This is a genomic window from Roseivirga ehrenbergii (assembly GCF_001593005.1).
GTDB lineage: Bacteria > Bacteroidota > Bacteroidia > Cytophagales > Cyclobacteriaceae > Roseivirga > Roseivirga ehrenbergii.
This window is the reverse complement of the sequence record NZ_LQZQ01000012.1, coordinates 61215-73265: the sequence shown is the minus strand read 5'-3', so window position 1 is coordinate 73265 and position 12051 is coordinate 61215. Positions and strand designations below refer to the sequence as shown.

The 12051-nt window shown below is 36.6% G+C and carries 11 protein-coding genes; all 11 read right to left on the bottom strand.

Annotation, left to right across the window (positions count from 1 at the left end; translation table 11 throughout):
* Nucleotides 1–13 precede the first annotated feature (13 nt).
* Genes MB14_RS08595 through MB14_RS08545 form a run of 11 tightly spaced genes read right to left on the bottom strand, consistent with a single transcriptional unit; the run spans nucleotide 14 to nucleotide 12047 of the window.
* On the bottom strand, nucleotides 14–1141 hold the full coding sequence (locus MB14_RS08595) for a hypothetical protein (protein WP_062591167.1): 1128 nt from the start codon (nucleotides 1139–1141) through the stop codon (nucleotides 14–16).
* Nucleotide 1142: 1 nt separating this feature from the next.
* Nucleotides 1143–2591, bottom strand: coding sequence for an MBOAT family O-acyltransferase (locus MB14_RS08590; protein WP_062591166.1), 1449 nt, complete (start codon nucleotides 2589–2591; stop codon nucleotides 1143–1145).
* A gap of 16 nt (nucleotides 2592–2607) precedes the next feature.
* Nucleotides 2608–3357 carry an acylneuraminate cytidylyltransferase family protein gene (locus MB14_RS08585; protein ID WP_062591165.1) on the bottom strand — a complete coding sequence of 250 codons (750 nt, stop codon included), beginning with the start codon at nucleotides 3355–3357 and terminating at the stop codon, nucleotides 2608–2610.
* A complete protein-coding gene (locus MB14_RS08580) occupies nucleotides 3357–4445 on the bottom strand; it encodes a glycosyltransferase (RefSeq protein ID WP_062591164.1) in 1089 nt (362 codons plus the stop codon). The genes MB14_RS08585 and MB14_RS08580 overlap by 1 nt, the downstream gene beginning before the upstream one ends.
* A 25-nt stretch (nucleotides 4446–4470) precedes the next feature.
* A complete protein-coding gene (locus tag MB14_RS08575; RefSeq protein WP_062591163.1) occupies nucleotides 4471–5547 on the bottom strand; it encodes a glycosyltransferase family 4 protein in 1077 nt (358 codons plus the stop codon).
* Nucleotides 5544–6728, bottom strand: coding sequence for a glycosyltransferase family 4 protein (locus MB14_RS08570; RefSeq protein WP_062591162.1), 1185 nt, complete (start codon nucleotides 6726–6728; stop codon nucleotides 5544–5546). Before MB14_RS08570 ends, MB14_RS08575 begins: the two co-directional genes overlap by 4 nt.
* 9 nt (nucleotides 6729–6737) lie before the next feature.
* On the bottom strand, nucleotides 6738–8138 hold the full coding sequence (locus MB14_RS08565; RefSeq protein ID WP_062591161.1) for a capsular polysaccharide export protein, LipB/KpsS family: 1401 nt from the start codon (nucleotides 8136–8138) through the stop codon (nucleotides 6738–6740).
* Nucleotides 8139–8165: 27 nt separating this feature from the next.
* Nucleotides 8166–9218 carry a pseudaminic acid synthase gene (gene pseI / locus MB14_RS08560; RefSeq protein ID WP_062591160.1) on the bottom strand — a complete coding sequence of 351 codons (1053 nt, stop codon included), beginning with the start codon at nucleotides 9216–9218 and terminating at the stop codon, nucleotides 8166–8168.
* Nucleotides 9219–9233: 15 nt separating this feature from the next.
* Nucleotides 9234–10379, bottom strand: coding sequence for an ATP-grasp domain-containing protein (locus tag MB14_RS08555; protein WP_062591159.1), 1146 nt, complete (start codon nucleotides 10377–10379; stop codon nucleotides 9234–9236).
* Between the two features lie 44 nt (nucleotides 10380–10423).
* Nucleotides 10424–10969 carry an acyltransferase gene (locus MB14_RS08550; protein ID WP_062591158.1) on the bottom strand — a complete coding sequence of 182 codons (546 nt, stop codon included), beginning with the start codon at nucleotides 10967–10969 and terminating at the stop codon, nucleotides 10424–10426.
* Nucleotides 10970–11018: 49 nt separating this feature from the next.
* Nucleotides 11019–12047 carry an NAD-dependent epimerase/dehydratase family protein gene (locus tag MB14_RS08545; RefSeq protein WP_062591157.1) on the bottom strand — a complete coding sequence of 343 codons (1029 nt, stop codon included), beginning with the start codon at nucleotides 12045–12047 and terminating at the stop codon, nucleotides 11019–11021.
* Nucleotides 12048–12051: the final 4 nt, after the last annotated feature.

Genomic DNA, 12051 nt, shown 5'->3' with positions numbered 1-12051 from the left:
ATAATCTAACTTATTAATTGTATTGATATAACAAATACCTATTTACAGGATTATCAACATCCTTTTTTAACCGTTCTAAATTTGTAATATTGTTTAATTCGGAGCCCAATTCAAGCATCTTAATTAAAATCTTCCCATAGGTCAATTCACCTCCATGAAAACCATCAATCACCTCTGCATCAGATGAATTACAGCTACTTACATTTGGGAAGTTGTAAAATTCAAATCCAGAATCAACAAAAACAGATTTCAATTGAGATGGTAAGCCTCCTAGATAATCATAATTTCCTATTTCAAGCATTCTGTCATATACTTTATCAGCAAAAGGTGGCAAAAAGCCTATAACATGAATATTGTTTTCCTTACAATAATCTACCAAACTCTGTAATTGAGATAAGGCACCCTTGTTAACATCCTTCGCATATTGAAATCGACTATTCCCATGCTCTATTCTAGCATAGGTTTCATCGAATAAATCCCTTTCAAAAGAAATATCATTGTTTAGAAGCTTATTAATAACCGACCCATAATATATACTTCCATCTTTTCTAAAGCCAGTTTCATTCACTATTGCGTTTAGACCAACTCTATTACCTCCACCTGTTGTACCCATCATCCTCCAAGAGTACTTACCTGATAAAAAATCTAAGTAGAGCTCTGGAAATGTAGAAATATCTGGCCAGAAATGATGAATGGGTATTCTAACAGATTCCTGATGCTCTCCTGACTCATTATCCCAGTTTTCGTTAAACATCCATTGATCTAAACCTAAGAGTAAATATTTCGGCAACTTACATGCGGGTAAGCTTTCAAGAAATGGCTTAAACTGAGCAATCTTAGACACAGTATAGCCTGCATTATAAAATGAGGAATCGAACATCTCCTCTCGAAATCCCAAAACTCTAGAAGAGCCCAATGATAGTACTGAGTTATTGGGCTTTTCTGTAACTCGAGCCCATTTTATATAGGAAATATCAGACTCATTATATAAAAAGCCTGCAAGGTAGTTTTCCTCAGAAAACACAAGCTTATTAACGTTCAAATAACTCTCCCCAACCCTAAATAAAAAAATATTAGCAGGGACTAACGCCAAAACGATAGGTACCAGAAATAACCCAAATCTTTTAAGGAGTTTTTTCATCTTAAAATTGAAAATATATAAACCCTTGTTTCTCACCTGACAGTAAAAACATTGCCAATATCATCCCATAATATAATGTATAACGGACAACAACATTAAACTTGCTTTCAAGGTGCGTTAATGGATGCTCCTTCTCACGGCCCCACCACTCTGCAATTAGCATAAATACAATAAGTCCAGGGGTAATTAATGCATGTCTAAGGCCAAGACTTTCAGGTTTTGAAAAAATGGAGGAACTAAAAATCCTAACCAGATAACCATTAGCATCGAGTACAGAGTCCGACCTAAAATACACCCATGCTAATGTCGTCAAGCCAAACGTTGTTAAAATGCTTACCCCCTCCTTTAATGATGGGAAATGCTTTCCCTCAGCAGCAACACCAAGGTTAAGCCTATTTCGGTTTGATAAAAGAAGAGGTAAAAAATACAGGGCATTCAAACCTCCCCAAACGATAAAGGTCCAATTAGCGCCATGCCAAAAGCCACTCACAAGAAAGATAATAAACGTATTTCGAATTTTTTTATACAATCCTCCTTTACTACCCCCTAATGGAATGTATACATAATCTCTAAACCAAGTTGATAGGGAAATATGCCATCTCCTCCAAAATTCCGCAATATCTCTTGAAAAATAAGGATACGAGAAGTTACGCATTAGTGTAAAGCCAAAGAGTTTTGATGTACCAATGGCAATATCAGAATACCCAGAAAAATCACAATAAATTTGGATTGAAAAGAAAAACGCACCTATTACCAAACTACTACCATTGTATAACTCATAATTCTGAAAAACTAGATTAACATATTCCGCGCAATTATCGGCAATCACTACCTTTTTGAATAAACCCCATAGAATTTGTCGAAGGCCATCAACGCATTGATCATAATTAAATACTCTGTTTTTGTAAAACTGAGGTAATAAATTACTTGCTCTTTCAATTGGCCCAGCGACCAGTTGGGGAAAAAAGCTTACGAAAGCTGCAAAAGAGATAAAGTTTCTTGTTGGCTCTAGCTTTTTTCTATAAACATCTATTGAATAACTTAGGGTTTGAAAGGTGTAGAAACTTATCCCTACAGGCAATACTATATTGAGTGAACGAACATTTAACTCAGCACCAAAAAATCGAAAAGCCTCGACAAAGTTATTGACAAAAAAGCCATAATACTTGAATATAAATAAAATACCAATATTTACTACAATGCTTGTAAGCAATAATGACTTTCTCTTGACCTTCTCTTTGTACTTATCAAGCCCAATTCCAATCAAAAAATCTACAATAGTGCTAAGTAAAATTAGAATTAGAAATTGCCAATCCCACCAGCCATAAAATACGTAACTAGCCCCTAACAAGAACATGTTCTGAAGCATAAGATTTTTCTTCAGAACAAGCCAATAGACACAAAATACTAGAGGTAGAAAAACTGCGAACTCAATGGAATTAAATAACATCTAATTCTAGAATCGATTACAAACCATTTTCAGAAGATTTTTTTAGTGCTTCTTTGATTTTATCTAACCCTTCTAACCACCATTCGCTGATACCCACATCGAAATAAGTATGGATATCGCGTCCGGTAACCCAAGTACGAATGATTGGAGCCGACTTCTTACCCATCCACCACCAAGGATTTGGCCCGTCATGACTTTGTACGGTGTATTTTCTAAATGCCCATACTCCTTGGTCGTAGTAATAAGCCTTCTGGTAAGATTGTCTTTCGGTAGATACATTGCGTTCTACATTCCCATACGGCCTTAACAAACCGTTTTCAGCAATCTCCATTGCTCGAAGTGGATGGTCATCCTGTGCTTCCCATACGGTCATACAAGAATCCAACTCGTTTTCATCATCCAACTTTTGAAGACATTTGTCAATAATGCTTCCATCGATATAGACTGTATTTCCGAGAAGAAGCACTACGTTTTCGAGGTTATCATAACGTTCATCTACCCATTCCACAGCATGTTTAATTACATCACCGTGATTAATGCTGTCTGCGCCCAGTTCATCGGGGCGAGGAATAACGGTAGCACCATACTTTTCAGCTGCGGCAGCTATACCTTCCCCATCAGTGGACACAAAAATTTTATCAATCTTAAGCGCATCTAATGATGCTTTAATTGGATAATAGATCAACGGCTTGCCCTTGACCTCTAAAATATTCTTATTGATTATGGATTTACTGCCTGCTCGGGCAGTGATAATGGCTACATTCATTATTTTTCTAATTGCTCATTTATAAAAGCTAATATACGTTCTGATCTCTTCTCCCAAGTGTAATTTTCAATGAATCTTAAGTAGGCTCTTTGTCCTAGGGCCTCTCTTTTTTCAGGTGAAGATAATTCATTGATTGCCTGTATCCATTCATGAATATTATCTGGCGCAGCAAAAATGGCTATCTTACCGTCCAAAACTTCTTTTAAAACAGGAAGGTCAGAGGCAATTATTGGCTTTGAATACGACATGTATTCAAACATTTTTAATGGAGAGGTATATTTTCCAATATTTGATTTCTTACCCGTTCTCACATCTGCTTGATTAGGCAGTAAGCAAATGTCAATATTCATCATTTCTTTCCAAATATCCCTTTGTGATACAAAGCCTTTAAGCTCAACATTGTTAAGGTTTCTATCTTGAATTTTTGTAGTCACAATTGAAGAAGGTTCTCCAATAAGTATGAAAGTATGTTCTGGCATGGCTTCAGCCAATGGCAAAATAACTTCAATCCCTTTTCCCTGATGGAAGGAACCTACATAGGCGATATTTAGCCTCGTTTGCTTTTTATAGCTTGGCACATAATCCACTGAAGGCACATTGGCGGCATCAGGAATTACCACAATTGATTTTTTAGAGGTAGGAAATTCTATTCTAAAATCCTCTTTTATCTTTTCAGTAATGCCAACAAAACCCAAACAGGAATTACTCCCAATAGCATTCTGAAAGGCCATTTTATAAAGGAATCCCTTATTCCATGCATCATCGTGTAGTTCGACCACATATGGAATTTGCTTATTGATAAGAGGTAGCAATACGAACCTTGAATAGATGACTTCTGGATTGATTCGCTTGAGTTGACCTCTTATTTTAAGAAGTAATAAAATCAGCTTCCCTTTGTAGCTGGGGATACTTACGGTAAAATGTCCCTCTTCCAGGTTTTTGCTGACACCGTCACTTTGAGACAGTAGGGAAAGTTTCTTGGTGTTGGTTTTTAAATGAGGAAGTAAATTCCGAACATGTATTGCACTTGCACGATTAGAGCTTATAACTCCATCCGTTAAAAAAAGTAAGTGCTCATTCAGCTTCATTATTAGTCTTTGAACGTAGTTGATTTCATACTTTAAAGTCCAGAATACTATCGCAGAAGGAAACGAGTTTCTGAACGTTTACCTCTTTTACAAATTTACGCTGGATCATTGAGGTTGCTCTTGCTCCTATCTCTTGTCGTTGAGAATCGTTTTCCAACAATTTGTAAACTTGATCCACCATGGTTTCAAAATCACCCGAAACAAAACCAACATCCTCATTCAAAATAACCCCACCTGGATCGAAGAAAAGGGATATCACTGGCTTACTAAAGCCCCAAGCCTGTAAAAACACATTTGGGAAACCCTCGGGTTCGCAAGTGTGTACCAAAAGCATAGAAGTTTTAATGATGCCATTCGTTTCAAAAACCGATTTCGAACCTAGAAAATGAAAGTTTCCGGGTAACTCTCTCGATGTGTTGAAGTACTCATAAGCCTGTTGCTGAATGTCACCAACCATTAAAAAATCAACTCCTCTCCCAGTTAACGACTTTGCTAACTCGACAAATAACTCAGGATGTTTATGGGCCTTAATATTCCCAACCCAAACCACATAAGATCTTGGCCAAGTAAATTCTTCGTATTCTAAAAAAGGAGAGTTAGGAATATATACTTTATTGGCGTGAGTGATGTGGCCTAAATGTTCTTCGTTATTACAAATTACACCATCCACTTTCTTAAAGGCCTTTTGAAACTGGATTCCTTTAACTAGGTGGGCCAATCTCCTTTTAGTGCGAGACAAAACGCTCAAATTGGGTATGGGCTTATAGGCAAAGGGTTTTAAATCATGAATATGACTTACAGAGAAAACAATTTTAATATTAAGCACTTTAATCTCATTGATAATTGATGCCAATAAATTTTTATTGAATCGCCAATAAATCAAGTGAGGTTGAAGTTCCTTGCAGGCCTTAATAATTGAAGTTGAGTTCTTTTCTACATGGAGTAGTTTATAAGGAAGATCAGCAGCGTCATCATAGCCTCCAACAGCAAGATAGGTGACATCAATACCCAATTCGGTTAGTCCTTGGGCAATTTGATGACACTGAATTTCTGAGCCCCCAAGGATATGAGTATAATGGGCGTTGATGAGAATAATTTTCATCTAGGCAAGTCAACGATTCGTTTAAACTCCGAAAGGTATTTATTTGCACTATTTTCTAATGAATGATGTGATTGGATATAAAACATGGCATTTTTAGAAATAAGGCTAAGTTGATCCGATGTCAACTCATAAATCCTACTTAATTCTTCCTTCCATAATTCAGGGACATTACTAGCTACAAACCCATTTTCTCCGTGCTCTATAATAGAGTTATGTGCCTCGATGTCTGAAACTAAAACGGGAATACCAATTGACATGGCCTCTAATACAGACTTAGGAACTCCCTCGTAATCTGTACATAAAGCAAACAAATGAGCTTTCAAAAGTTGTTCTTTAACTTTAACTGGCTCAACAAACCCTCTTAATTCAACGTGCTCAGATAAGAATAAGTCATTATTAATAATCTTCTTATAATGGTCAAGCATTGGGCCATCTCCGAAAAATATCAATCTCGAATTTGAATTATTCCAGATTCTAAACGCCTCCATTAGAACATCTTGCCTTTTGGCATAATCGCTAAAGCGAGCAACCATTACTATGGTATAAGGTGATTCACCATTTACTACCCAAGTATTTTTACTATTAAACTTAACCCCAATATCAAGAATGAACTGATCCATTAAATCAAAGTCATAATAATGCTTGTCCTTTATTTTTAAAAAAGATCTTTTCATTTCTTGAGAAATGAAATTAACAGAATCAACGTAATTAAATGACCACTCGATTTTCTCTCGCAGGAATGGATAGTTCTTTAAAATATTATTATGCCAATATAGACCCGCTGTTCTATAAACTATGCGACACTTGAGTTTATTTGAAACCCTCCAATTTACCATTTGATATAAAGCTGGGTATTCATTACAAACACAAACTATGTTGAAATCCCTAAACTTAAGACTCATATAAGAATAGAATATCCTCGTCCTTATCAACTCACTAAGTTTCCTAATAAAAGAAATACTCATAAAGGGCAATCTGAATATTGGCAAAAAATGCACTATTACCCCATTCTTGAAATCGATTTTTGGAAAGGAAAATCTTACATTGTCTACACCTGACAGATAATGTACTTCACAATCTAAATGAACTAATGACTCCGCAAGTAAAGTCATTGACCTCTCCGCCCCACCATATGATTTACCACTATAACAAGACTTATAGGAATAAAAGAGAACTTTCATTTATATCAATCAGAGGGTAGAATACATATACGTTTGATATTCTGATAAAAGAGCCTTTATTGCCTTTAGATGGCGAACTTCATGAGCTTCTTTCTTATCGTAACAAAAATAAAATTTTGACTCTGCCAATTTCATAAAATCGTTAATCACTTCACTCTTATTGAAGGTTTGCGCACCGTCAACATGCTGAGCAAACACGGCCAAATCACCCTCTTTCAAAAAATTAAAAGCTCCTCTGATTGTATTATACTTGGCATCTCCAAAAAACAGCACTGGCTTTTCATTAAGAATAGCTTCAAAACCAACAGTTCCAGTTATTGTAATTACGCCTGATGTTTGTTTTAAAATTTTTTCTGAGGATAAATCAAGTGAAACTAACTTTATATTAGACCCAATGGAAAGTATCCCTTTATAAAACAGCTCACTCCTTACATGTTTCGAATTTATAAGGAACTGTGAAGGATGCTCTTTAACTAGAATGACATACCCCTCTTTGAAATTATCTGCAACAGCCTTTATAGCGGACCACTGTTGGGAAAACATTCCTCCATCTGGTGAAGTAGTCAACTCAGGTTGAAAATGAAGTGGAAAATATAAAATCTTTTTCTCAAGTGATTTAAGTTCATTTTCATTAGAAATACTTACCAAATCCGTATAAACGTTCTTCTGAGCCTTTTTCTTTTTATACCGTTGCCAACCAGATAAAGTCACTCTCTTCTTAACAAAAAGATTATACCTCAGCTTTTTCATCAAGCTTCCTCCATCACGTTTTTGCTTTACCATGTAGGAAGGTTCTGACTTGGTTAACGCCAATAATGAACTTTCTACATGCTTGTGCTTGTACTTCACTACTCCACTATCAAGTTCTTGAGGAGCATTTTTTACGTAATTTATATGATCTCCAATCTCTTCATAAAGCTGGTAGCTATTCAAAGCATCACACCTTGATAGTATCACCACTTTTATACCTAAATGATGTCCAATTAGGCATAGCAGGTAACTTAAAGGGTCATGAGGCGTTACTCCAAAATACAGTAGGCCTGCTTGTGTATTCTTTATGATATCTAGCGCATAATAAATGATTTTCTGTCTTATTAAAGAATAATCAAAAGCCAAAGTAGTGTCGAAATACCTGTTTACATGGTAATGAATCTGTTCTTCAAAAGGCAATAGGTATTCTTGTAAAGGAGCAGAAAAATCAGACTTTGGGCTGTAATTAATCAGATTATCAATGGACAAATTCTTTTCATAAATAGGTAATTGTGCATATTGCGTATGAACGCTCAAGTCTATATTTCTCGCCACTAAACCCACCACTTTAAAACCAGGAAGTTCTTTCTGAAAAAAAGGAAGTCCTTTTAGTGCATAAGCATTCTCGAAATTTACAACTAGGGTATTTATACTCTTCATACGTGACGAAAAACTGTCTTAAAACTATTACTCTGACATTAAGAGACCCCAAGTGAGGGGTGTCCCCTTTTTCAAGTCACTATTAACTTTCTTTCCTAAAGTCAATTCATAATACTTAGGTATCAAGCCTAAACCAGGCCGGATTACCCTGATATTCTCAGCTGTCAATACATCTCCAGCCTTAAGGTCTGTAGCGATGTAAATTGATCGCTTATAAAAGACACTGTCTCTTTCCGCCTTCTGGATACCATATTTAACTTCTCCTAACCCTTGCCATGCTCTTTTGGACTCTACAACAAGGCTTTTCATTTCTGCTGGCTCCATCGAAAACGCGGCATCCACCCCGCCTTCTGCCCTTGATAAAGTAAAATGCTTTTCAATTAGTACCGCACCAAAGGCAACAGCTGCAATTGGAATACCGATTCCCATTGTATGATCAGATAAACCAATATGACATTTATACAAATCTTTCATATGAGGAATTGTTCGCAAATTTGTATTCTCTGGTGTGGCTGGATAAGTGCTCGTACATTTCAAAATAATAAGGTCCTCACACCCATTTTCTCTCAACACCCTAATACTCTCATCAATTTCAGACACATTAGATACCCCGGTAGACATAATTACGGGTTTTCCTGTTTGCGCCACTTTCTGTAAAAGTGGGTGATGAGAGTTCTCAAATGAGGCTATTTTATATGCGGGAACATTTAGCGTCTCTAAAAAGTCTACAGAAGTTTCATCAAATGGAGAACTGAAACATATTAGCCCTTTTTCGGCTGCTCTTTGCATTATTGGCGCATGCCATTCCCAAGGAGTATATGCCTCCTTATAAAGGTCATACAACTCTTTCCCATTCCATTCAGGGTTATCATGAACAATTTTATAGGCTCCTTTCATCGTGATGGTATCCGCTGTATAAGTTTGTAACTTAATTGCGTCAACCCCACATTCAGCGGCTGCATCGACTATTTCTAGTGCTCGCTCTAAAGACTGATTATGGTTACCCGACATTTCAGCAATAATGAACGGACTCTGTTCAGTTCCTATTAATCTTTCTCCTATACTAATTTGATTTGCCATTTTTTTCTAAGGTCATTAAACAATTACTTCTCTACTTTTAGCGAGGGTCTTATTCATTTCATCAATTGTATTTGTTTGAAGTAAAATATAGCCCATCCTGTTCATTGAACTAGTAATCACATTGGCATGGTAATTTTTTACCTCAGATCTGATAATATGCTCACTAGCGTTTTTTACAAACTCACAGCATCGATCGTAATTTTTAGTATTCAAGAATTGAATAGAAGCCACCTTTGATATTGAAGGGAGTGGATCAACTGCATCCCCCATGGAGGTTTTAATCAAAGCTTCTAGCATATCTATGCCAGTGGCTAGTGGAACCAAGTCTGATGTAATGTAATCACCACCTAACCTACATGCAATTTCAATTATAAAAGCTCCTTGTTCATTTAGTTTTACTTCAGTATGTGTTGGACAGTTATCAATGCCCATTTTACCTATTGCGTTTAACACCTCAGCTTTTATTAACCTTTCTTCTTCTTCCGTAACTTGAGCAGGTATTAGGTGGTTATCTTCAACAAAATACCCATGTTCTTCCCCAAGGGTGGTTTTCTCTGTTATAGCAATAATATGAGTTATCCCGTTCTGACTTAAGCCTTCAACACTATATTCTCGGCCTTCAATGTAATCCTCAACAATAACCTTAGACATTTTAGAAAATGACATAGCTACTCTGTATTGACTATCTAACTCTTGGCGGTTATTTACTTTCTTTACACCCCTACTAGCTGAAGAATCTATAGGCTTAATGATCGATGGAAAGTGATCTATATGTAACAAGTCTTCCAAAGACTCTATTTGCCTAAAGCAAGGAGTTCTAATTCCATTTTCCTTAAAAAAACTCCTTTGAAGATATTTATTGGTACACAACTCAGCCACCTTCTCCGACATTGCCTTTAGGCCCAAGTGTCTGGCTACTTTAGCGACAACTCGTACAGGATAATCCGAGGTAGTAAGAATACCATCTATTTGTCTATCTTTTGCTATTTTTAGAATCGATTCAAAATCATTGGTACTAACCACAATCCTTTCTTTGGAAAAAACAAAGCCTGGAGCATTGGCATCAAAATCGACCACAATAGTAGCTAATCCCATATCATTAGCCCTTTTTATAACGGGCACCTGCATTTCGCCAGCCCCCAAAATCATAAGATTTCTCATCTAACTATTCTGGTCTATTGGGTCTATAAACTCATACTGATGTATTACCAATTAATAGGGTCCAATTTAGGACGTTCTCCTATTTTCTTAGCAGGGCTTCCTACATATATACCATAAGGCTCGCAATCCTTGTTCACAAAGCTACCCGCACCTATTACAGCACCCTCTCCAATCGTAACTGGCATGATCACACTCCTTGCACCTATATAAACATCATCTCCAACTACTAGTTTACCACCAATTGCCACAGCAGCACCTTCTGGAAGTCCATCTACCATTCTTAAACCAGGAGCATGTGAATAGGTTGCTGAGAGAAACACGGTACCAGGCCCAGTAGAGACTCTCGCACCAATGACTGTAAGCCCACCACCCCAAACAACCGTATGGGGCTGAATATCAGAGTAATCCCCAACAATTAAGCCTTCACCAGCAAATATAAATGCAAAGTCTCTCACTTTAACATGCGCTCCTAATTCTACTTTTTCAGGGAACGCAATTTTAGCCATTGGATAAAGCTTTACGCCCTCTCCACATGATTTCAGTTTGGATCTTACGTTTTCCCCCATCAATTCAATTCCTTCGATTTCCATTTTTAAACTCTTTTAAAGGTGATTAAAAAACTAAGTTGAAAGTTTATAATTAACTAAGTTGATTTTTTAGCTGTTTTCTTTTTTCAACAAGGTGGCCAAAGCTATTTTCATTGTCTTCTTTAATGAAATCATGAAGCATATCTTCGAAGCTATATCTAGGACTCCATTTTAAAACTTCTTTGGCCTTAGATATATCGTATATAAAGTTATCTAGATTGTTTTTAAACTCCGGACGTTCAATAAAGACAGGTTCAGACCCTTCTTTCCAAAATACTTTTGCAATTGTTTCAGCCTCTTGCCTCAAGGTCAACTTTTTACCAGAAGTAATATTAAAAAGTCCTGTCGCACTCTCATGCTCAATTGCCTTAACAAAAGCATCGATTACATCTTTAATGTATACAATATCTCTGCCTTTGTCGGCATCTCCCCATAGTTCGATGGGTTTACCGTCCTTTGCGTTATCAATGAATATCTGAAAGCCAGTTTTAATGTGCTTTCCCTCTTTAAAAATTTCCGTATGCGGGCCAAAGCCGTAAACCGGAGGTAATCTAAATATGATTCCATTAAAAGAATACTCTGCATTATAATGAAGCACGCAGTCTTGTGCAGCACTTTCAGAAATACTAAACATTGCGTATTCTCCATCATATTTGATTGCCCTTCCATCATTCTCAGTTATCGGCTGATTCCGAACCCATAATCCCTGAGTATTTCTATGAGAGCTTGCATAGATCAGTTTTCCAGCATTTACTTCCCTACAAAAATTCAATATATTTAGCGTTCCTGATACATTGACATTAATATAATTCTTTGGATCATAACTCTTAGCGCTCACATTCGCAGGTTGGGTAGCGGCTAAATGTATCACCGCATCAAATGAATCCTTTGGAAGTTTATCGAACTCTCTTTCTTGAGTGATGTCGACATGAATATAAGAAATACCCTTTTTAGTATAATACTTCTCGCCTATGTCATTTATATCAGAAGCAACTACATCAAAACCAAGCTGAACTAGCGCATCGATTAGGTAGGTACCCATAAACCCCGCTGCCCCAAATACCAATATTCTCTTTTCCATTTTC